The 21,868-nt window shown below is 56.6% G+C and carries 21 protein-coding genes; 6 read left to right on the top strand and 15 right to left on the bottom strand.

What is annotated here, in order from left to right; genetic code table 11:
- Positions 1–110 precede the first annotated feature (110 nt).
- Positions 111–947 carry an oxidoreductase gene (locus EV681_RS00695; protein ID WP_128393455.1) on the bottom strand — a complete coding sequence of 279 codons (837 nt, stop codon included), beginning with the start codon at positions 945–947 and terminating at the stop codon, positions 111–113.
- Between the two features lie 97 nt (positions 948–1,044).
- Here EV681_RS00695 and EV681_RS00690 point away from each other — a divergent pair, with 97 nt between their 5' ends.
- Complete coding sequence (locus EV681_RS00690) at positions 1,045–2,019, top strand: AraC family transcriptional regulator (RefSeq protein WP_128393454.1); 975 nt, start codon at positions 1,045–1,047, stop codon at positions 2,017–2,019.
- A gap of 72 nt (positions 2,020–2,091) precedes the next feature.
- On the opposite strand, the gene EV681_RS00685 is transcribed toward EV681_RS00690, so the two are convergent.
- Genes EV681_RS00685 through EV681_RS00665 form a run of 5 tightly spaced genes read right to left on the bottom strand, consistent with a single transcriptional unit; the run spans position 2,092 to position 7,240 of the window.
- A complete protein-coding gene (locus tag EV681_RS00685; protein ID WP_130303070.1) occupies positions 2,092–3,234 on the bottom strand; it encodes a mandelate racemase/muconate lactonizing enzyme family protein in 1,143 nt (380 codons plus the stop codon).
- Between the two features lie 20 nt (positions 3,235–3,254).
- Positions 3,255–4,217: an NAD(P)-dependent oxidoreductase gene (locus EV681_RS00680; RefSeq protein WP_130303069.1), complete on the bottom strand. Its 963-nt coding sequence runs from the start codon at positions 4,215–4,217 to the stop codon at positions 3,255–3,257.
- Entirely contained in the window at positions 4,210–5,115 is a 906-nt protein-coding gene (locus EV681_RS00675) for a fumarylacetoacetate hydrolase family protein (RefSeq protein ID WP_242612089.1), read from the bottom strand. Before EV681_RS00675 ends, EV681_RS00680 begins: the two co-directional genes overlap by 8 nt.
- A 5-nt stretch (positions 5,116–5,120) precedes the next feature.
- The gene (locus EV681_RS00670; RefSeq protein ID WP_130303068.1) at positions 5,121–6,260 is read right to left on the bottom strand and encodes a mandelate racemase/muconate lactonizing enzyme family protein; all 1,140 of its coding nucleotides are present in this window, start codon (positions 6,258–6,260) and stop codon (positions 5,121–5,123) included.
- Complete coding sequence (locus tag EV681_RS00665; protein ID WP_130303067.1) at positions 6,257–7,240, bottom strand: Bug family tripartite tricarboxylate transporter substrate binding protein; 984 nt, start codon at positions 7,238–7,240, stop codon at positions 6,257–6,259. The genes EV681_RS00670 and EV681_RS00665 overlap by 4 nt, the downstream gene beginning before the upstream one ends.
- A 211-nt stretch (positions 7,241–7,451) precedes the next feature.
- Between EV681_RS00665 and EV681_RS00660 the strand changes: the two genes are divergently transcribed.
- A complete protein-coding gene (locus tag EV681_RS00660) occupies positions 7,452–8,078 on the top strand; it encodes a GntR family transcriptional regulator (protein WP_242612088.1) in 627 nt (208 codons plus the stop codon).
- 210 nt (positions 8,079–8,288) lie between these two features.
- On the opposite strand, the gene EV681_RS00655 is transcribed toward EV681_RS00660, so the two are convergent.
- Positions 8,289–9,212: a LysR family transcriptional regulator gene (locus tag EV681_RS00655; RefSeq protein ID WP_207226983.1), complete on the bottom strand. Its 924-nt coding sequence runs from the start codon at positions 9,210–9,212 to the stop codon at positions 8,289–8,291.
- Positions 9,213–9,332: 120 nt separating this feature from the next.
- Here EV681_RS00655 and EV681_RS00650 point away from each other — a divergent pair, with 120 nt between their 5' ends.
- The 4 genes from EV681_RS00650 to EV681_RS00635 all read left to right on the top strand — a co-directional run bounded on the left by EV681_RS00650 (position 9,333) and on the right by EV681_RS00635 (position 13,155).
- Positions 9,333–10,313: a Bug family tripartite tricarboxylate transporter substrate binding protein gene (locus EV681_RS00650; protein ID WP_130303065.1), complete on the top strand. Its 981-nt coding sequence runs from the start codon at positions 9,333–9,335 to the stop codon at positions 10,311–10,313.
- A gap of 12 nt (positions 10,314–10,325) precedes the next feature.
- Complete coding sequence (locus EV681_RS00645) at positions 10,326–11,582, top strand: CaiB/BaiF CoA transferase family protein (protein WP_130303064.1); 1,257 nt, start codon at positions 10,326–10,328, stop codon at positions 11,580–11,582.
- A 24-nt stretch (positions 11,583–11,606) separates the two neighbouring features.
- Positions 11,607–12,527, top strand: a complete 921-nt coding sequence (locus EV681_RS00640) for an SDR family NAD(P)-dependent oxidoreductase (protein ID WP_130303063.1) — start codon at positions 11,607–11,609, stop codon at positions 12,525–12,527.
- A gap of 121 nt (positions 12,528–12,648) precedes the next feature.
- The gene (locus EV681_RS00635) at positions 12,649–13,155 is read left to right on the top strand and encodes a MaoC family dehydratase (protein ID WP_165392901.1); all 507 of its coding nucleotides are present in this window, start codon (positions 12,649–12,651) and stop codon (positions 13,153–13,155) included.
- Positions 13,156–13,166: 11 nt separating this feature from the next.
- Here the strand turns inward: EV681_RS00635 and EV681_RS00630 are convergent, their stop codons facing one another.
- From EV681_RS00630 to EV681_RS00595, 8 genes are all read right to left on the bottom strand, one after another.
- Positions 13,167–14,774 carry a glycerol-3-phosphate dehydrogenase/oxidase gene (locus EV681_RS00630; RefSeq protein ID WP_130303061.1) on the bottom strand — a complete coding sequence of 536 codons (1,608 nt, stop codon included), beginning with the start codon at positions 14,772–14,774 and terminating at the stop codon, positions 13,167–13,169.
- A 245-nt stretch (positions 14,775–15,019) separates the two neighbouring features.
- Entirely contained in the window at positions 15,020–15,727 is a 708-nt protein-coding gene (locus EV681_RS00625; protein WP_165392900.1) for an ABC transporter ATP-binding protein, read from the bottom strand.
- Positions 15,717–16,448 carry an ABC transporter ATP-binding protein gene (locus tag EV681_RS00620; protein WP_130303060.1) on the bottom strand — a complete coding sequence of 244 codons (732 nt, stop codon included), beginning with the start codon at positions 16,446–16,448 and terminating at the stop codon, positions 15,717–15,719. Before EV681_RS00620 ends, EV681_RS00625 begins: the two co-directional genes overlap by 11 nt.
- Entirely contained in the window at positions 16,445–17,428 is a 984-nt protein-coding gene (locus tag EV681_RS00615) for a branched-chain amino acid ABC transporter permease (protein WP_130303059.1), read from the bottom strand. Before EV681_RS00615 ends, EV681_RS00620 begins: the two co-directional genes overlap by 4 nt.
- Positions 17,425–18,303, bottom strand: coding sequence for a branched-chain amino acid ABC transporter permease (locus tag EV681_RS00610; RefSeq protein ID WP_130303058.1), 879 nt, complete (start codon positions 18,301–18,303; stop codon positions 17,425–17,427). The genes EV681_RS00615 and EV681_RS00610 overlap by 4 nt, the downstream gene beginning before the upstream one ends.
- A gap of 86 nt (positions 18,304–18,389) precedes the next feature.
- Positions 18,390–19,640 carry an ABC transporter substrate-binding protein gene (locus EV681_RS00605; RefSeq protein WP_130303057.1) on the bottom strand — a complete coding sequence of 417 codons (1,251 nt, stop codon included), beginning with the start codon at positions 19,638–19,640 and terminating at the stop codon, positions 18,390–18,392.
- 44 nt (positions 19,641–19,684) lie between these two features.
- Positions 19,685–20,914, bottom strand: a complete 1,230-nt coding sequence (locus EV681_RS00600) for a serine hydrolase domain-containing protein (RefSeq protein WP_130303056.1) — start codon at positions 20,912–20,914, stop codon at positions 19,685–19,687.
- A 10-nt stretch (positions 20,915–20,924) separates the two neighbouring features.
- Positions 20,925–21,857 carry a phytanoyl-CoA dioxygenase family protein gene (locus EV681_RS00595; RefSeq protein WP_130303055.1) on the bottom strand — a complete coding sequence of 311 codons (933 nt, stop codon included), beginning with the start codon at positions 21,855–21,857 and terminating at the stop codon, positions 20,925–20,927.
- Between the last annotated feature and the right edge of the window lie 11 nt (positions 21,858–21,868).

The following is a 21,868-nucleotide window of genomic DNA, read 5'->3' as shown; positions in this document are numbered from 1 at the left end:
GGGCATACATTTTGATATTTCAACCATCATTTCGTTAAGCACTTTCATGACTCCATGGTAAGGAATATTCTCTTGCACGCAGCCCATACCAGGCGCAGTCAGCCCGGCAGTTATTGACTGACATCCGTTGAACGAGTCAGTTGTTCCCAGGCATCGATTTGCGCTGCATAAGCCTTCAGCTTGCTGCGCACCAATTCAAGTGCGTCGCTTCCCAGTAATAAATGCGCCGGTGGTGTTTTACTGTCCACGATCGCCAGTATCGCGCGAGCAGCCTTGGCAGGGTCTCCCAGTTGCTGGCCGCTTTTGTCCTGACGTGCCTTGCGTATGGGGTCGAACAGCGTGTCATAGTCCGCAATGCTGCGTGGCGCTCTGACCATAGACCTGCCGGCCCAGTCGGTACGAAAGGAGCCAGGCGCCACGGCAGTGACCGCAATACCAAAATGGCTTACTTCTTTACTCAGCACTTCAGAAATCCCTTCCAACGCGAACTTGCTGCCACAGTAGTAGGCGATACCGGGCATGGTAATGAATCCGCCCATGGACGTAATGTTGATAATATGCCCGCGACGACGTTTGCGCATAGCAGGAAGGACGGCTTTTATCATTGCCACCGCACCATAGACGTTGACATCAAACTGCCGCTTCATTTCATGAAGCGCAGATTCTTCCATGACTCCCTCATGGCCATAGCCCGCATTGTTGACCAGTACGTCAATCGGACCAATATTGGTTTGAACCTCAGCAATTACCTCGTCTATTGCGGCAAAATCTGTCACGTCGAGCAATCGTGCGAACGCACTTGGACCGAGTGCTTCAAACGACGCCTTTGCTTGTGCATTGCGCACCGTTCCCACTACGCGATGGCCGCTGTTGAGCGCTTCCTGAGCTAATGCACGACCAAAGCCACTACTGACGCCGGTGATGAAAATGATTTTTGACCAAGACATGGAAATACTCCCTTTTGTTAATACATGCATGCATAATATTCTCAAATGGTCTTGATCTTTAGCCCTAATATTCTGTTTTTATTGCCTATTACTATGAATGAATTATTTCATGCGTGATCAAACGCACGTTTCTGCCAATCCGGCAGACGCTCGGGCGCGCCTGACAAGCCTGCTTTTGACATTGGCGCCGAAAGAAGGCTATAACCTGAGCAGCCTTCCCGACGTACGCTTTTTGCGCTCGAATCGACCACTTGCACGCACCCCGGTTCTTTACGACCCGGGTATCGTCATTGTCTGCCAGGGTACCAAAAGAGGCTATTTCGGCAATCAGACCTATCTGTATGACGAACAGCATTATCTTGCCGTCTCGGTACCGGTTCCCTTTGTGATGGAAACGGATGCCTCGGCAGAGCACCCACTTCTGGCCATCTATATACACCTGGATTTTCAGCTTGCCGCCGATCTGTCGATAGAGATAGACAATCATGAGGCGCCGTTGTCGGCAGTGACTCCCGAGAGCATGATGTCCAGTCCCATGGACCCGGCAATGAGCGCTTCACTACTGCGTTTCCTTGAAGCAATGAGCACGCCTGTGGAGGCCGCGGTGCTTGGGCCCGCTATGATGCGAGAGCTCTACTACCGAATACTGACGGGCGCTCAGGGCAATGTCCTGCGTTCGGCGCTGGCCATGCGCGGGCACTTCGGAAAAATCGGCAAAACCCTAAGCCGTATTCATACCACCTATGCGCAACCGCTGAATCTTTCACAACTGGCAAATGAAGCCGGCATGAGCGTGCCTACTTTCCATAGTCATTTCAAAGCCATTACGCACACGTCCCCCATGCAATACGTTAAATCGATAAGGTTGCACCAGGCCCGATTGCTCATGGTTCGACAAGGGATCACGGCGTCTGCGGCGAGCCATTCAGTGGGATACGAAAGCCCGTCGCAGTTCAATCGAGAATTCAAGCGCCTGTTCGGCTTGCCTCCGTCCGAAGAGGCAAAGCGCATGCGGGAAAGCTTTGCCATACCGCCCTCGCATTCCGCGTCGGAATTTGTGTCGTCGCACTAGACAGCGGATTGGCCCTGGCATTTATTGCATGAACGAGCCTTTGCCTTTTATATGCCCTGGCCGCCATGCAAACTACACATAACATGGTCCGTCTATCAGTGGATGGGCAGCAACAAATTTTTCGTCGATAGTCAGTCCGATACCTACGCCATCACCGGCGGTCACGCAGCCATCAGCATCCAGTACATAGGGTGGTTTGTCAGTTAGTTGATCGCGAAAGGGATTGTAGGCAGTAAGGTCAGCCTCAAAATAGCCAGGATTGTCGATTGCACACATATAGCTGATTGATGTGGCCATGTTGATGGCAGTGGCAGAGGTATGAGGATTCACGCTTAAGCGGTGGCAACTGGCCATCGCGGCTATTTTTAGTGATTCGGTAATCCCGCCGGCCTTGGACAGATCCGGTTGTACAAAACCCAGCACTTGAGCCTCAAGTATCGGCTCAAACTCATAACGGGTGTAGTGGTTTTCACCTGCGGCCAGCGGAGTTCGTCCAAGTTGCGAGGCGCGGCGATATAACCCAAGATCGTGGGCAGGGAACGGCTCTTCAAGCCAACCTACCTTCAGGTCGTCATAGAAGGGCATGATGCGACGTACATCGTCCAGCGTGTAATTGGTATTGGCGTCTACCAATATATCAATTTGATCGCCAACGCCCTTGCGCACTGCAGCCACGCGGGCGATATCGCGTTCGATATTGTCTCCTACCCGAAGCTTCAATGCCCGGTAACCCTGGCTGACGTAGCCCGCGGCCTCGTCGACAAGCGCCTCGGGAGCCTGCCAGCCCAGGGATATGCCCCCCGCATACGCCTTGATGGGTTTTCGTTTGCCGCCGATCAGGGTATGCAGGGGCAACCCGGCAACCTGACATCGAATATCCCATAGCGCCAGGTCCAGCCCGCTGAGCGCCAGCGCAGCAGCAGCGCCCATGCCGTGGCTGGATATTTGCATTTTATGCACTTTTGACCATACTCCCGAAACATCCATCGGATCCATTCCCACGACCAACTCCGCCAGCGTGGTGTCAATGAGCCGGGCGATGGCGCCGGGGCATCGGCCATGATGCGCTTCGCCCCATCCGGTTAGTCCTTCATCTGTTTGTACGCGCAGCAGCACGGCATCGCGTTTCACACTTCTGCCAATGCCCAAGCGCACAGACTTGTCTTCAGGAACAGGAAAGGAAATAGGATGGGCCTGAATACTGGAAATTTTCATCTCGAACCTTTGCAAATGAATTAGTTGTAGATTTCTGGATTAACCAGATTGGCAAACCGATGTCCCTGTAACAAGCGCAAGACTTCGTCAACCGACCCCTGGCTCATTCTTTTCATGCTGGCTGTTGTAATGCCAGCGATATGCGGCGTTAAATACAAGTTTTTCTGTTCGGCGGGGTACATGCCAGGCTTAACCGGTTGCACATCGTGTACATCCAGCACAGCAGCGGCAATTTTTCCATCGCGTAACGCATCCAATAATGCGGCCGTGTTAATGACCGGGCCACGCGACACATTGATGACTATGCCGGACGTTTTCATGCTGTTGAACTCAGCCGTATCGGCCAGCCCGATCGTGTCCGCATTCAGGGGACACGATAGAACGACAATATCGGCATGTGAAAATAGCGCCTTCTTGTCGGCGTACTCAACCCCGTCGGGCAAGCTCTCTCTACGTCTGGACAGGCCGATCACCTTCATTCCCAGCGCTGTCGCCACCTTGGCCAGAGCACTTCCGATTGCGCCAACACCCACTATGCCCAGCGTCAGTCCACCCAGTTCGCCCATCTGGTCCGCCAGCGCCCGCTTGGGCTGCCAGTCTGATCCGCCATTATCGATGCGTTGCATGTTGAGTTGCCGTCGGACATGTAGCATGGCGGCAATGCAATACTCGACAACGGAGCTGGTGTTGCATCCGGGAATATTGGCCACGGGTATTTTATTGGCGCATGCGTTTTCCATCGGTATCATATCCAGGCCCACGCCATGCCGGACGACTCCTTTAAGCCTGGTCTGATGATCAAAAATATCATCGGGAAGCTTGGCGCGCACGATCAGTGCGTCGGCGTCCACCACAAGGCGACGCAAGGTGTCCGGATCCGTTTGTGGGGCAACAATAACGTTGGCGTGCTGCCGAAGCCGCTGCGCTTGCTCTGCCAGAATATCGTTTGTCAATAACACGGTGTATTTAGTTTTTTCAGACATGGTTATGCTCTCTTTCCACTTTGTTACGCAGTACACCCAATTTTTCTATGCTGATGGACAGCGACATGCCCGGCACCAACCATGCGGGCGGCTCATGATTGGCGGCAACCCCTGCAGGCGTGCCGGTAGCGATGATATCGCCGGGTTCCAAAGGCATTTGCGCTGAGATAAACTCAATCAGCTCATCTATACGAAACAACATCTGGCTGGTACTGGAATCCTGCAGGCGCACGCCGTTGGCAGCCAGCGTGATGGCCAGGTCATGCGGATCGACAATGGCATCAGCCGGGAGTATCCAGGGCCCCAACGGTCCGGATGTCTTCTGGTTTTTTCCTCGCACGAATCCGCCATCATGCTTCACATAATTGGTCACACTGACATCGTTGAAAATGGTATAGCCACAGATATAGTCCGCGACGTCGCGGCGATCTATTTTCAATGCCTGTTTGCCAATAATCACGGCCAGCTCTGCTTCATAGGTAACGTGGTTGGCTGGGTTGATCCGGATCATATCTTCCGGTCCGATAATGGTGCTGGCCGACTTGATAAAGATGACCGGTTGCTCCGGGGGTGTCCGTTTGGTTTGCAACAACCCGTCACGATAATTGAAGGCCGCCCCCACAATTTTTCCAGGATTAGGTAGTGGCGCCAGAATCGTTACTGCTGACAGGGGCAATAGGCACTGATCGTTGATCAACTCGGACGCTAGCCGGCGCGCCAGGGCCTGCAAACCGTAGTTAATCCAGGCAAGCATGGCCGGTTGCAGGTCCTGCAGCACTGCAGGCCTGAGTGGATGCGCCCCATCCACAACATAGTCAACTGCGTCCTTATCCTGCCCCAGCGTTGTGATGACGCCTGCGCGGGCAAGACCAGCGTGCTCAAATGTGATAAACCGCATGCTGGTCAAACCGCGTATTTTGCAAGAACGCTACGGTCAATGTCGATGCCAAGGCCTGGCTTGGTCGGGACGGAGACCGAGCCGTTATGCAAGACGATGGGCTCCGTAGCCAGGTGATCCCTGAACGGATTTTCGCACTGCTCGAATTCGAAAAGCGGAGGCATTGGCCTGAAACTTGGAGGCTGATCCGGCAGTGCCGCAATGAAGTGCAGCGTAGCAGCCACGCCGATGACAGACCCCCAAGCATGGGGCACGCACTCGACCCCATGAGCAGTGGCCAAAGCGGCAATTTTCCTGCACTCGCTAAAACCACCGGCAGCACATATATCGGGCTGAATAATGTCCATTGCCTTGCGACTGACAATATCGCGGAATCCCCACCGCGTATATTCATTCTCCCCACCGGCTACGGCCATATCCAGGGCTTGCGTCACCTGAACATAGCCGTCAAGATCTTCTGGGGAAATGGGTTCTTCAAACCATTCCACGTCCAGTTTTTCCAGTTCCCGTCCCAGCCTGATTGCAGCGGGCACCGTGAAACAGTGGTTGGCATCGACCATCAACCGGATGTCGTCGCCAATCGCCTTACGTACCGCTTCAACCCGTGCCAGATCAAGCTTGGGCGAGCCAAGACCGATTTTCATCTTGATAGCAGAAAAGCCGCCATGTTTATACTCCAGGGCTTCTTCCACTGCCTCTTCGACCAATCGATCCATATCAATAAAATACAGTCCGGTGGCGTAAGCGGTCACCGTGTCGCGGAAAGCGCCGCCAATCAGTTTGTGTACCGGCTTGCCGCAGGTTTTACCGATAATATCCCAGAGCGCGATATCGATACCGCTCATCGCTGCAATTGCCATGCCTTTGGCGCCATAGTCCTTGATTCGGTTATAAAGGTCTTCCCATATTACCTCTACATCAAACGCGTCGCGACCAATAATACGTGGCGCAAATTGCGTCTCGATAAAACTGCGCGCAACTTGCGATGGGCCGTAGCATTCACCCCAGCCGATCGTGCCGTCCTGCGTTTCTATTTCAACGATGCACGAACCGCGCGTTTTATACAACCAGCCGCGTGACGACGTGAAGGGCCGTGCGATCGGCGCGCTGACAACATGGCAAGTTACCTTTTTGATTACACTCATTTCTTGTCTTCCGCTTTGTTAAATACTTTTTCGCTGGCGCTATCCAGCGTCTTCTGGACTGCATTGATTTCCCGGGTCAGGTCATCGCCCTTGAGCGGACTGATGATGACGCCGTTGCGATCGGCAAAAGTCTTGAACTGCTCACTATCTATTGCCTTGGAGAACAATTCAATCAGCTTCGTACGCACCGGCTCCGGCGTTTTGGCCGGGGCAACGATATATGCCATTTGTACTAGCGGCCCGTATGGAAAGACGTCATATCCCAGTTCCTTGAAGGTAGGCACGTCGGGCATGATAGCCAGCCGCTCATTGGCAAAAAGCGCAATCGGCTTGACGTTGCCGGCATCAATCTGCGGCTTGCTCTCTGACGGTTTGAGCACTGCTGCCGAGATCTGTTTACCGGCAAGGTCTGCGATCACTTTGGCGCCACCGGTATAAGGCACATTGATGTACGGCGCCTGGGCTGCCCGCGCTGTCATTTGCGCAAAGATATGATTCAGATTATGAGACCCGGGTGTGCCGATAGACACTTTCCCCGGATTGTCCTTTACGTGTGCCAGAAAGGCCTTCAAGTCCTGCGGCCCGCTGTTGGCCGGCACCAGAAGCATCAAGGGATCCACCGAGACTCTTGCAATGGGAACAAACTGATCATTGGTCAGCGTCGTCAGTTTTTGCGATATCTGGGCAAGGGTCGAACTTGTTCCCATACCGACCATGTAGCCGTCGGGCGCCGCCCGGGCAACTTTGGTCATCCCGATCGATCCCGTCGCGCCGGGTACATTTTCCACAATCAGGGACACCCCGGATTGATCGGCAACGATCTTTTGCAATTGCCTTGCAGCAATATCATTTGACCCGCCCGCATTCCACGGAATGACGAACTGTATATCTTTCTGCGGGAAGCCTTCGGCCGCGACAGCAGGTACATAGATCGCGGCGACCGCTGACAGCACCCATGCCGCAACGTTTATTCGTTTCATAGTTGTCTCCTGAAAGAGTGGATTGTTGTCGTGTCGTTTCCACATTTCCGAATTCTATCGAAGTTTGTTATAACAAACAACAAATAAATTAAGTATTTTTGTCCGCAAATCGGTTAACATTGCAGCAACTTTCCAATCATTCCCGGTCCCTATGTTTGCTCCGCTCTTGCCGCTTGAGAAAAATAATTTATCTGATCTTGCTTATCTCGCCATGAAAAATGCATTGCTTTCCGGCGCGTTCAAGCCTGGAGAGCGGCTTATTCTGAGGGATGTGGCGGGAAAACTGGGAATCAGTCTTACCCCTGTGAGGGACGCGGTGAATCATCTGATAGCCGAACGTGTCCTGGATCGCGGCCCCGGCGGGCAAAAAGGCGGCGCCTCTGTCCCACAGTTGAACAGTGATCAGATCAGGCAGCTTATGTTCCTGCGCGCCGAGCTTGAGTCAAAGCTGGCCTACGCCGCTGTTGCTCATATCAAGGACAGCGATATTGAACGGCTTGAAGATATCGTCAATCAAATGGGCAACTGCATTGATAGCGACAGTAAGAGCAAGTATCTTGAATTGCATCGGCGCTTTCATTTTTCGCTTTACGAGCATGCGAAGATGGACGTCGTGCAGGACATAACCGAAATACTTTGGTTACGCTGCGGTCCGGCACTCAATGCCGTGCTGCCGGATTATGTCCCTAATCTGAAGCGGCAGGACCATCACCGGGCAGCAGTGGATTTTCTGAAAAAACGCGACGCAAAGCACGTGTCCCAAAGTATCAGAATGGATATCACTGAGGCCGGCAACTATATTTATCAGCAGCGAACCGAAAAAAACGCCAAGAACTAACCCAGTAGCAACCACCGCTACGCGACCCGGCTTGCTGCTTGTCAATCCCGCTGAAGACCTTGTCGTTGCACCATTGTTCTTCGCTGACAAATCCGGGGCTGTCGGGCACATCGATGTTCAGGGGCCGCCATTCACTCTGCCTGAAAAAGCAAACCAGCTGAGCGCTGCCTGTGCAACCGACTCAAATACCTTATCACGCCCTCACACGACCTACAGCTCCAGCGCCGCTTTGAGCAGGGCCACCCGGGGGTTGACCGCGCCTGCACGACAGATCAGGGCCACGGCACTCGAATGGGGCTCGGGCACTACGCGCAACTGCCTAACCGGTCCTGTCTGCAGTGCGCTGTGATGAAGCAGCGCAACATCAGGCACGATACCAATGCCCAGGCCTGCCGAGACAAATTGCAGACTGGTGGTCGGACTGGTCGATTCGATCACCGGCAAAGGGGCAGGCACGCCGGCGTGGGTAAAGCAGTCTTCGATCAGCTTGCGTCCCATTGATCCTTCGGCAGGCATCACCCAGCGCTCCTTTGCCAAACGGGCCCAATCCACGCGTCGCGAACGGACCAGTGGATGCCCCACGAATGCCACCACGGCAAACTGCACCTCGAACAGCTTGATGTATTCAAATGCGTCAGCCTCGCTGGCCAGCATTTGCTGGGGGAAGGTGGTGATGAGTGCATCAAGTTCTCCTCGCTCAAGCGCGCCGATCAAGGCCGGTACTCTTTCCTCCAGCAATTGCACACGCACGGGTGCTTCACCTTGCACCAGCTTGGCAATCACGGCAGGCAGATAGGTTTGCGCCACGAATGGCGGTGCACCGATACGGATTTTGGTAGCAAAGCGATCGGCCGAGATGGCCTCTGCACGAAGATGGGAAAGCTCATGCAAAAGCATCGTGGCGCCGCGCAGCACCACTTCGCCTTGTGCTGTTGGCGTTAATCCACGCGCAGTGCGTGAGAACAGGGCAAAGCCAAAGGCGCTCTCGATTTCCGTCAACGCCTTGCTCAATGCAGGTTGCGTCAGGCTAAGCGCCTGCGCTGCGGCTCGCAAACTGCCTCGGTTGTGCACTTCAGTGAGCAGGCGCAGGTGCCGAAAGCGCAGCTTGGCGACCAGATAGTCAGGTTCGATCAATATTATTATCCAAAGATACGGTCCAAAAGCATCAAACATAAAGTTATCGCTATATGAAAATATATCACTTTTTCTATTCACTGCGATCGTCTACTCTTGGTGCATTATAAGGAGACAAGCATGCATCGCCGGAAATTTTGCCTTGGCGCCCTGGGCGCGGGCCTGTTGGCCAGGACCGCAGCATCGCAGGCTGCGCAAATCTATCCTTCACGAGCAGTACGTGTCGTTGTTCCCTACCCGGCCGGTGGCGGACCGGACATCATGATGCGACAGTTTGGCCCTGCACTGGGCGCTGCGCTGGGGCAACCGGTCGTAGTGGAGAACAAGGTGGGGGCGGGTGGTGTACTGGCCGCCCAGTACGTTGCCCATGCGCCCGCCGATGGCTACACAGTGCTGATGGGGTCCAATTCGCATTTGATTCAGAAGATCTTGCAGCCCAAACTGAACTTTGATCCTGTCAACGATTTCATTCCGGTCACCATTATGGGCACATCCCCCAGCGTGCTGGTCGTGGCAGCCAGCTCACCGTACCGTACCGTGCAGGACCTGATTGCCGCGTTAACGGCCAATCCCGGAAAAATGAATTACGGCTCGGGCGGTGTGGGCTCAGCAGCCCATCTTGGCGGCGCAACCTTCGTGTCTTTGCTCAAGGCAAAGGCCACGCATGTGCCATTTAAAGGCTCAGTGGAAATTCCGCTGTCGCTGCTGCGAGGCGATACGGAATTTGCGTTCACCATCGCAGGAACGGCCATTCCGCAGACCAAGGGCGGCAAGCTGCGTGCGCTGGCTGTGACCAGTAGGGAGCCATTGGCCGAGCTGCCTGGTGTTCCCACGCTGCACGAGGTCTTGAACAGTGATTTGGCGGTGCAGGAATTCTGGTTTGATTTCTGGCTGCCCAAAAACGCCCCAAAGCTAGCGGTCGATACGCTTTACAGCGCGACCACGAAAGCGCTGGCCAATGATTCGGTCAAGCGCCAGTTTGCAGCAGGCGGGATTAACGTGGTCCATAGCGCCAGCCCGCAAGCCGATGCCGCGTTTGTACGCAGCGAATATCAGAAATGGGTCAATATCATCAAACTTGCCGGCGTTACTGTCGGCTGACCGGAGTCATACATGTCCAAACCGCTAGAAGGCGTCCGTGTATTGGATCTGTCGCATGTCATCGCGGGGCCTCTTGCTTCATTCTATCTGGCGCAACTGGGTGCAGAGGTCATCAAGGTGGAACCACCGCTGGCCGGTGAAGTGCTGCGCTCGATGAAGGACGCAACAGACACCGACACCCCCACCGGTTTTGCCGCCATCAATGCAGGCAAGCAGTCCCTGGCGCTGGACATCCGGACACAGCAGGGCGCCGACCTGCTGCGTACACTGGCCGCATCAGCCGACGTCTTCATAGAAAATTTCCGCCCCGGCGTTGTCGCCCGGTATGGCCTGGACTATGCCAGCATCAGGCGAGTCAGGCCTGACATCGTGTACTGCTCCATCTCGGGCTTCGGACAACAGGGTGCCTGGGCGCAACGTGGCGCTTATGATCACGTCGTTCAGGCCCTGACCGGTATGATGATGATGTCCGGAGAAGGAGAAGACGCGCCACCCATCAAGGTGGGTTTTCCCGTTATTGACGTGGCCGTGGGCGTACTGGCTGCGCTGTCAATTGTCTCGTCGCTGCACCGCAGGGCGCGCGAGGGCGTCGGCCAGTATATCGATGCATCCATGGTGCAGGCCGCGCTGATGCTTATGTACCCCAACACCTGCGCCTACCTGAGCGACGGCACGCCGACTCGACGTGTAGGCAACCGAGGATATACCGGCAGCCCGGCAGCCGATACGTATCGCTGCTCGGACGGCTGGTTGGCCGTTGCCGCCAATACTCCCGCCCAGTTTCGCAAACTCACCGCTGTGATCGGTGTTGAGGATTTGTGTGAAGACGCGCGTGCGCTTGACCTTGTCGCCTTCAACGCCCCCAGCGGATTTGTCGTGCCCAATGACATTCCTTATGTGACGACGCGCCTGCAAGCAGCTTTCGCCAGCCGCAGCGCCATGCAGCTGGAATCGCTGCTCAGCGACGCCGGGGTCCCCGCAGCCAAAGTCAGAAAGCTCGAAGAGTTTCTTAACGAGGTCGATACCACCGACTGCGTCGATCTTCCAGACCATCGGTTTCATCAGGGTAACACCCAGGTGCGCACCCGGGGAATCGGCTTTGTTTTCGATCAGGATGGACAGCTCACGGTTGACGGTGCCCCTGGCCTGGGCCAGAATACCCATTCGATATTGGCGCGAGCGGGCCTGAGCGAAGACACCATCGCACAGCTTGAACGCGCCGGGGTCATCCGGACCGATGCCGAAATGGCTGCATCCCTGACCCCCTGAACATTTGTATAACACGGAGACCCCATGACACCACTTCTACACAACCGCATTGCCATCGTGACCGGGGCAGGCCGCGGTCTTGGCCGTTCCCACGCACTCGAACTGGCCCGCCACGGCGCCCGGGTCCTGGTCAACGACATGGGCGCAGACCAGCCAGATTCGGATGCGCAGGCCGTTGTCCAGGCCATTGCCGCGGCCGGCGGAGAGGCCATCGCCCATGCTGCAGACGTGACTGACCCCGACCAGGTTGGCGCGATGGTCGAACAGGCGATTGCACAGTGGGGTCGTGTCGATATTCTGGTGAACAATGCCGGCATCCTGCGTGACAAAAGCTTTGCCAAGATGACCCTGGAAGATTTCCGGCTGGTGCTGGAGGTGCACCTGATGGGATCGGTACACTGTACCCATGCCGTGTGGAACAGGATGCGCGATCAAAACTATGGCCGTATTGTGATGACGACCTCTTCTTCGGGACTTTACGGCAATTTCGGACAGGCCAACTACGCTGCGGCCAAAATGGCGCTGGTCGGCCTGATGCAGACACTGGCGCAGGAAGGCGAACGCAATGGCGTGCACGTGAACTGCCTTGCTCCCACTGCAGCTACGGCCATGACAGAGGGGCTGCTGGAGCAGCAAACCCTGGACATGCTGTCTCCGGCATCGGTCAGCCCGGCCCTGGTTGCGCTTGTCGCAGAGAACGCCCCCAACCGCACCATTCTGATGGCAGGCGCTGGCAGCGTTGAACAGGCAAATATCACTATGACACATGGCATCTATCTGAACGAGAGCGAACGCTCGGCCGAGGTGTTGCTGGATCGGCTTGACGACATTGCCGACCGTCAGAACGAAATAGTGCCTGCCACCGGATTCGACCAGTTACGCCACGAAGTCGCCAAGGCGCAGGCATATCTCCAGACACGCGGGCCAACGACACGTACTGCGTAGTCAGGCTGCGCCCATATAGAGAAAGACACGCCACTGGTCCAACCCGCAGAGAGCCCAGCTGTCGTCTGCACCAAAACCTGCGCAGCACACCCACGGCGCTCTGCTCACTTATACTCTTGCCATGACAACTGCCCCCGCCCGTGCCAGCACCATACAGGAGTTCGATTGCATTGCCGCGCTTAATCGATTTGTCGGGCAGCCGGCCATCACATCGGCACCGCTGCCCATCGATCAGGAGATGATTAATCGATTTGCGCAGGTGACGCAGGATCACCAATGGATTCATACAGACCCGGCGCGAGCGATGGCGCATTCACCGTACCAGAACACCATTGCACATGGATTTCTCGTCCTGTCGCTGCTGACCTACTGGCAGACAAGCTGCATCGCCTTTCCCGGCGCCGTGATGGCATTGAATTATGGTTTCGACAAGATTCGCTTCACCGCGCCGGTTGTGGTGGGATCCCGGGTATCGGCCAGTTTCGCATTGACACAGGTGACCGAAACTAAACCCGCGCACGCCCGCTGTACCTGGGCGGTCACGGTAAACGCAGAGAATGCGCCGCGACCCTCGGTCCATGCCGAATGGCACATCCTGGTTCAATACGAAGACAAGGCTGCGGCGTAGTCGCGGGGGAGTCAACCCACCTGCCGACCCATATACTGTTGTGCCAGTGCCAGAAATGCCGCCAGCCCCACGTCATCCTGTTGCAATACTTCCTGCAAAATGACGGCGACCTGCGGCGCGACAGCGGCGGCCTGCCTTGCATCCAGGAACAGCAAGCGCGAGCGCCGCGCCAGGACATCCTCCACGGTGCGTGCATATTCGTGGTTGGCAGCAAAACGCACCATGGCCTCGCTCAGGCCGTCGGTCAGCCAACGGTCGGCGCCGGGCAGCGCGTTCACGACGGAGGCTTCGCTGCCATATGAATGCAGGCCTTGCGGCATATGCATATTGTGCTGCGCCACTCCGTCCTGCGGCGCGCCCACCAGCGGCAGATCCACAGTAACTCCGCCCACACGCGTGGGCAATGCGCCCGCCGCAAAGCATGCCTGCAGGACATCCTCGGCCATTGCGCGGTAAGTCGTCCATTTGCCACCCGTAACCGTGACCATGCCAGAGGCGCTGGTGAGCACGGTATGTTCTCGGCTGATACCCTTGGTATTTTCGCCATCGTCGCCCTGGGGCCGGGCCAGTGGGCGCAAACCAACCCACATGCTGCGTACATCGGCCATAGTGGGGCGTCGGCTCAGGTAATTTCCTGCCTCGCTCAGGATAAAGTCCAGTTCCGCCTGAAAGGGCTCTGGCTCGCGGGCCAAATCGTGACGTGGCGTGTCGGTCGTGCCAAGAATCACCTTGCCCAGCCATGGCACGGCAAACAGCACCCGGCCATCTGCCGTCTTGGGCACCAGCAGTGCATGATCGCCGGGCATAAAGTCCCGATCCACAACAACATGCACGCCCTGGCTGGGGGCAACAATGGGCCGGGTGGCGCGACCCGATTCAGCGCCATCCATCTCGCGCAATGCATCGACCCACGGGCCGGTAGCGTTGACCACGCATCGTGCACGCACCTGGTAGCTGCAGCCAGAGTCGCCATCTTCGCAGACCAGACCTGCCACGCGCCCCTTCTCGTGAATCAGTTTTGTGACCGGGCAATAATTCAAAAGCAGTGCGCCATGCCGGGCTGCCGTGCGGGCCAGCGCCAGCGCCAGCCGGGCATCGTCAAACTGCCCGTCCCAGTACTTGACACCGCCCTTGAGCCCTTGCGACTGTACAGTAGGAAGTAGCGCCCGTGTCTGGCGAGCGCTCAGAAACTGAGTGTTCCCCAGGCCGGCCTTGCCCGCCAGCGCGTCGTATATCTTCAGGCCGATGCCGTAAAACGGGGTATCCAGCAGCTTATACGAGGGCATAACGAAAGCCAGAGGCTGAGCGATATGCGGCGCATTATGCAGTAGTGTGGCACGCTCGTGCAGCGCCTCGCGTACCAGCGCGATATTGCCCTGCGCCAGATAGCGCACACCGCCGTGCACGAGCTTGGTCGCCCGTGACGAGGTGCCCTTGGCAAAGTCATGCGACTCCAGCAACACCACCGAAAAGCCGCGAGCAGCTGCATCCAGCGCCACACCCAGGCCAGTCGCACCGCCACCGATGACCGCCAGGTCATAGGTTTTGGGTTCAGCCAGACGGGCCAGCAATTGGGCACGCCCGGTTTTCAACGGCAAAGTATTTGATTCAACAGTCATACGACATCAATGGCCAGGTTATTAGGTAACTATGTCTTGTGCATGGCAAGCCGCGCACATCATTGCGAACAGTCTGAAGTTAATGCATCGGCGTGTAAAAATCCACCCGATTTTTCCAGCCTTCGTCACCTCGCCCACTCTCTTGTTTTGTGTTTCGCACAAAGGGAATTGTTCGCAGCACCGATACTTCACGTCGGTGCTGCGACGTGCGAACAGATTTGTTATATATGAACACGCGCAGACGGTCAGATACCCATATAGGCCTGCCGCAGCCGCTCATTATTGAGCAGTTCCTGCCCCGTACCGGCCAGAACAATTTCACCATGCTCCATGACATACCCGCGGCCCGACATGCTAAGCGAGCGATGCACGTCCTGCTCCACCAGCAAAATCGTCACGCCGCGCTCCTGGATCAGGGGTAGTTTTTCAAAAATGTCCTTGACCATAATGGGCGCCAGGCCGATCGAAGGCTCGTCCAGCAACAACAACCTGGGCGAGGTCATCAACGCCCGGCCAATGGCCAGCATCTGCTGCTCCCCGCCGCTGAACGAGCGCGCCAGTTGGCGGCGACGCTCCTTCAGGCGCGGGAACATGCTGTAGATCCATTCCAGGTTCTGACGCTGCCGCGCTTTGTCGTTCAGAATGTCTCCACCAACCAGCAGATTGTCTTCCACTTCCATATGGCCAAACAGACGACGGCCTTCCATCACCTGGGCAATGCCGGCCCGCGCAATCAGGTGCGATTCCTGGCCGTCAATGCGCTTGCCGCCAAAATGAATCTGCCCCTTGGTAACCGGCAAGGTACCCATGATGGCGCGGATCAGTGTCGTCTTGCCTGCACCATTGGCGCCAACAATACTGACGATCTCGCCCTCTTTGACATTGATATTGATGCCATTGAGAACCTGCACATCGCCATAGCCCGAACTTACATCGTTCACTTCAAGCAGCATGTTCGCCTCCCAGGTATGCAGAGATCACTTGCGGATCGTTGGCTACCTCTACCGGTGTGCCTTCCGCAATCTTTTTCCCGTACTGAATCACTACGATCTTGTTCGACAGGCTCATCACCGCCTTCATATTGTGTTCAATGACCAGAATACTCACGCCCGAGGCGCGCAGGCTTTGAATCAACTCCAGCATTTCGGCAGTCTCCACGCTGGTCAGACCTGCCATCACCTCGTCGAGCAACAGCAGTTTCGGATGCGTAGCCAGCGCCTTGGCCACTTCAAGCCGCTTGCGGCCCGATAACGTCAGCGTTTTGGCAACCTGCTCCTGGCGGGCGCCCAGCCCGACCTGCTGCAGCACCCTGGCAGCCACCTCGCGTGCGTCTTGTGGCCTGGCATGGTGCAAAAATGCGCCAACCATGGCGTTTTCTATCACGGTCATCTCGCCAAACGGTTTGACAATCTGGAATGTGCGCACCAGACCGGCACGACAGATATGCGGAGGATCGAACCCATCCACGCGTTTGCCCTGGAAACGGATTTGTCCGTCGGTTGGCTTGAGAAACCCGGAGGCCATGGAAAACAATGTGGTCTTGCCGGCGCCATTGGGGCCGATCAATCCGACAATCTCGCCATCATTGACCGTGAAACTTACATTATCGATTGCGCGCAGGCCGCCAAAGCTTTTGCCCACGCCGTCAAATTCCAGCAGTGTCGTGCTTGTCATTTCGTTACTCCCTGCTTGAACGGCCGCTTGAACCAGCGCTGAAAGATCGCGACCAGGCCGCGCGGCTCATACCAGATCACCAGCATCAGCAGCAAGCCGTAAAGCATCATATCCGCACCCAGCAGCCCACCGGAGAACGAGCGGGCCAGCTCTTCGCTTGGCAACAGCAACAATGCACCCAGTACCGGCCCCCACAGCGTACCCCGGCCGCCGATGATGCAAACCACTGCAATCACCACGCCCAGGTTCGCGCCAAACACCTTGTCCGGGCTCACGAACAGCACGAATTGGGCGTAGAACGTACCGCCGATCGCGGTCATGGCTGCGCTGATCATCGCGGCATAAAGCTTATAACGGGTGGTGGGCACGCCTAGCGCCAATGCCGCGTCCTGGTCGTTACGCACGGCAGCCAAGTAGTAACCATAACGACTGCGCAGGATACGCCAATTGATAACCAAGGCCAGCGCCACAAATACCAGCGCGATCACATAGTAGAACTCTTTGCTGGTGGATTGGAACTGCCATGGCGCATCGCGCAACAGTGTGACTTCCATGCCGCGTGGCCCGCCGAGCAGGTCATCGGCATTTTCCACCAGCGTTTTGATCACCATGGCCGAGGCAATGGTGGCCAGCGCAAAGTATGCGCCACGCAAATGCAAGCTCGACATTCCCACGATCACCGCAGCAACAATGGCCAATGCCGCACCAAACCACATGCCGATCCAGGGGCTGATGCCCATATTGACGAAGAGCCAGGTCGAAGCATACGCGCCAATGCCAAAGTATGCGGAATGCCCCAGCGAGAGCTGTCCGGCGATACCGCCCAGCACATTCCAGGACAGCGCCAGATAGGCATACAGCAGCGTCATGACCGCGATCGACAGCACGTACTGGCTGCCGGTAAACAGCGGCGCAATCGCCAGCACGACAATGAGCGCACCCCATAGCGATAAGTGTTTTGAACCTTGCGCTGTCATCATTCTTTCTCCACGCCAAACAATCCGCTAGGACGGAAATACATCACGCCCAGGAACAACAGGAAAATCAACGCTTCAGCGTAGGTAACCGGAATCACCTGGCTGCCCACGGATTCAAGAATACCCACGATAATCCCGCCCCAGAAGGCACCAGCGATTGAGCCGATCCCGCCCAGCACCACGATCACGAAGGCACGCATGCCAAAGATGTCGCCAACGAAGGGGTTGACCGGATACATAGGCAAAAGCAGCGCGCCGGCAATGCCCAGTACACCAAGGCCGATAGCAAAGGACAACTGGTAGACACGCTTGCTGTCGATACCCAGCACGCTGGCTGCCTCGCGGTCCTGGCCTGTCGCACGAATCGCACGACCCAGCGCCGTATAGCGCATGAAGGCGACCAGCCCGATGGTGACAAGCGCAGCAATCACAAAGCCGGCAATCTGCGGGTACGTGAATATGAGGTCGCCCATGATCACCACCTCGTTGGACCAGGGACTGTCAATCATCCGGCTGTCGGGTCCCAACAGCGCGAGCGCGAAATAATCCAGAAATATCCACAGACCGGTCGTGAAGATCAGCACGCCGATCGGTTCACGCGAAGATTCCTTGCGATAGATGCCATCGATGAAAAAGCGCTGACACGCCCATCCCACAAAAAACAGGACAACGGCTGCGATGGGCGCCGCCGCCAGCGGGTGCAAGCCGAAATTGGTACAGGTGTAGTAGGTCACGTACATCGCCACCATCAGGAACGAGCCGTGCGCGAAATTGATGATCTTCATCACGCCAAACTGCAGGCTCAGCCCCAGCGCGATCAGACCATATACTGCTCCGGTAGCGATGCCACCGAGCAATGCTTGAAGATAAATGCTCAAAGCGAATCCTCATGTATTTGAAAAAAACGGGCTGCCGGTGATGTCAAACCAGGCGGCAGCCGACAAAGCGATGACCAGAACCCTGATCAGTAGGTGGCGGCAGGCCAGACCATTTTGTAGGTTTTAGACGCCAGATTTTCTGGCCAGATGGTGCGATATTCACCTTCTGGCGTGATCTGCTGCACTACGAATTTCTTGAGCGGGTTCTGACCCTTCTCATCAATCACAATGTCGTAGCCCAGCAGCTTGTTCAGATCGGTTCCCTTGATGCTGGTTGTGGCCAGCGCATCACGGATGGCTTGCGGTTCGGCTTTGCCGGCGCGCTCCAGGGCATCCTTGATCACCCAGACTGCACCATAGGCGCTCACAGACAATTCATTGGGTTCCGCTTTGTACGTCCCGGTAAACTCATCCCAGAATTTCTTGGCAAAAGGGGTGGTAACGGCAGACTCGTAGCCCGCCCAGCCATTGGTTGTGAACACGCCCTTGGCAGGACCCTTGCCCACTTGTGGCAGGAAACCGCTATCGATCTGGCCGCCTGCGCTGCCGATGTATCCCATGGCCGAGACACGCATTTGCGCCAGCAGCTTGTGCAGTTGCACGGCGTCAGCCGCATATGAAGTGACAGTGACAACGTCAGGCTTGCGGCCCTTGATTTTCAAGACCAGCGGACGCAGGTCGGGGCTGTTGGGCGGATAGCCTTCATCCAGTACGATTTCCACGCCCTGTTCCTTGAACTTTTTGCGCAGTGTATTGGCCATATCCTGGCCCCAATCGGTGTTTTCATAGACCATGGCCACGGTTTTGGCCGGTTTGCCGGTGGCCTTGCTGGCATAGGCAACAAAATCGGCCATGCCCTCTGCGTTGGCAGCGGCCGGCACCTGAGTGGCGCGGAAAACATACTTGTAGCCGCGCTCGGTAATTTCGCCCTTGCCTGCCAGGTCTACGACCCAGGGTACACTATACTTTTCAGCCACGGCAGTGGCCGGAAAGGTGGTACCGCTCTGGAACGCACCAAGCAAAACCGGCACTTTTTCACGCGTGATCAGTCTCTCGGTTTCTGTCAGCGCCACTTTCGGATCGCCCCTGGTGTCCGATTCCAGCAGCTGTAACTGGGCGCCGCCAAGCGATTTGATACCACCGCTTTCATTGATATGCTTGACCGCCAGATGCGTCGCACGCGACATATCACGGCCGATCGAAGCAGCAGCGCTGCCCGACAGCGGAATCAGATAGCCGATCTTGACCGGATCTGCCGCATGTGCGGCACTTACGCCAAGCATTGCAAACGCGCCCGTAAGGCAGGCGCGAACGATAAAACTTTTACGAGTGGTCATGGACCTTGTCTCCTGCTGATTTTTGAAAAAGAATGTCTGTAAATTTATGACTGGGCCAATACGCCATACAAGGCTTGCGTCAGCCGATCGGCGCGCGCGTTGAGCAGCACGCCCGCTCCCATGTGATTCATCGTGTAGCCAAAACCGATGCGATGTTGCGGACTGGCAAAACCCAGCGATCCGCCCGCCCCCACGTGGCCGAACGCATCACGTCCGAAACTGGCGCTGTCCAGCCCACGTGCACGGTTATCCATGCTGCGCATAAAGCCAGCTGCAAAGCGTGTCGGCACCAACAGACACAAGTCTTCGTTGGTCGCCGAAGAAACCTCGGCAGCACGTTCAAGCGTTGCACGCCCGATCACGCGCACGCCGTTGCGCTCGCCGCCCAGTGACAACGCACTGTACATGCGGGCCAAAGAACGTGCGTTGGTGATGCCGCCGGCCGCACCGATTTCGGCGGCATGGCCCTGGCGCGAATTGAAACCGCTGGGCCGCCAGCCACCCGTATTGCGAAAATACAGATTACTGATGCTCTCGGGCGCGGTCGCAATGGCCTGTTCAAACGCGTTGCGCGGCTGCTCTGCAGGTTTGGCCGGCATAATTTTGGCTACCCTTGGCTCTTCGCTTTCGGGCAAGCCGATCCAGAAATCCATGCCCAACGGCGTCGCCACACGCTCCTGGAAGAAGCGCCCTAGCGACTGTCCGGCAACGCGCCGCACCACTTCACCCACCAGCCAGCCGAAGGTCAGGCCATGGTAGCCCACGCTGGTTCCCGGCTTCCAGTATGGCGCCTCGTTGGCAAGCCGCGAGCTCATCTCGGTCCAGTCAAATACCGCGCCGTCAGGCAGCATCTGCCGAAGCGCAGGCACGCCGGCCGAATGGTCCAGCAACATGCGCACCGTAATGTCGCCCTTGCCTTGCGCGGCGAATTCTGGCCAGTAGTGAGCAACGCGCTGGTCTATATCCAGCGCGCCGCCATCGGCCAGGATGTGCGCACATAAGGCCGTTGCCGCCTTGGTATTGGAAAACACAACGCCAATCGTATCCTGCCGCCATGGGCGTTGCGCCGGCAAGTCTGCGAAACCACCCCAGACATCGATCACGGTTTCCCCGTCCTGTTCGACGGCAAGTGATGCGCCGTGCTCGATGTCACCGTTGAAATTTTCGATGAACGCATCCAGCACGGGCTGAAATGGTGGCGCGCAATAGCCATGGACTTGCCCGCCCGCGAGCTCGGAACGCTTCAGGTCAATACTGACGTTGTGTTTCTGCATGGGTAGGCAATTAACGAATTTTCGGGGCGCAGGCGCCAAAACCCAGCAGGTATTTGGCGCGCTCTGACAACGTAGGAATCACTTCCGGCGGCAGCGTGGACGTAAAGTCTGCAAAAAAGCGCAACCAGGACACGTTGTAATTACACAGGATGGCGCGGCGCTGGGCGTCGGTATGGTTCGAGCCTGAACGGTGCCAGGTATTCGAGAGCCAGATTGCGACGGAACCGGCAGGTGCGGTCAGCGTCACTTCGCCTTCCAGCGAATCGCTGCCCCACGGCGGCGACTTGCGCAACTTATGACTGCCTGGCATCACGCGTGTCGCGCCATTATCGGCAGTAAAGTCGTCCAGCATCCAGACGTTTTGCAGCGTCAGCGGGAACTCGGGCAGCGGCTCGGCAATCTGGCCCAGCGGCGCATCCACGTGCCATGCACCACCGCCTGTTTGCGGGCCGATGCTGGTGGACTGAAAATCGTGCAGGTTGCAGTCTTCGCCCATCATGTGCTGCACCATCGGCAACACAACAGGATGCTCGATCAAGGGAATAAGTTCCGGTTCTTTATTAAGCAGGTTCCAAACGCGCTGTGATTTGTCGTTATCGAACAACGTAGGCAGGTGCAAGAAATTTTTTGAAACCTTGCTGATCGGCATAGGCCAGCGAGCGCCGGCATTGTCGCGACGGTACTGGTGAATGCGCGCCACCATGCGTTCGGCTTCGGCGTCACTGACGGTATAGTGCTTCTTATAGTAAGCGCGAATGTCCTCGTCATCGTCATGCTTTTCGTCATCGAGTGGCAGCGGATTGGCCAGCTCATGCGCCATGCGCTTGGCGACAACTTCGCGAATGCGCTCCAACTGGTCCTGGTCAAGCACGTTTTCAACCACCGCATAGCCGTCTTCGGCGAGCTGGTGCTTGAGCTTGTCCATATCGATATTCTTCAGCATCTGTCTTCCTT

It is taken from the genome of Advenella incenata, from assembly GCF_004217095.1.
GTDB lineage: Bacteria > Pseudomonadota > Gammaproteobacteria > Burkholderiales > Burkholderiaceae_B > Advenella > Advenella incenata.
The sequence above is the reverse complement of the archived record's forward strand: the minus strand, read 5'-3'. Positions and strand labels throughout refer to the sequence as shown.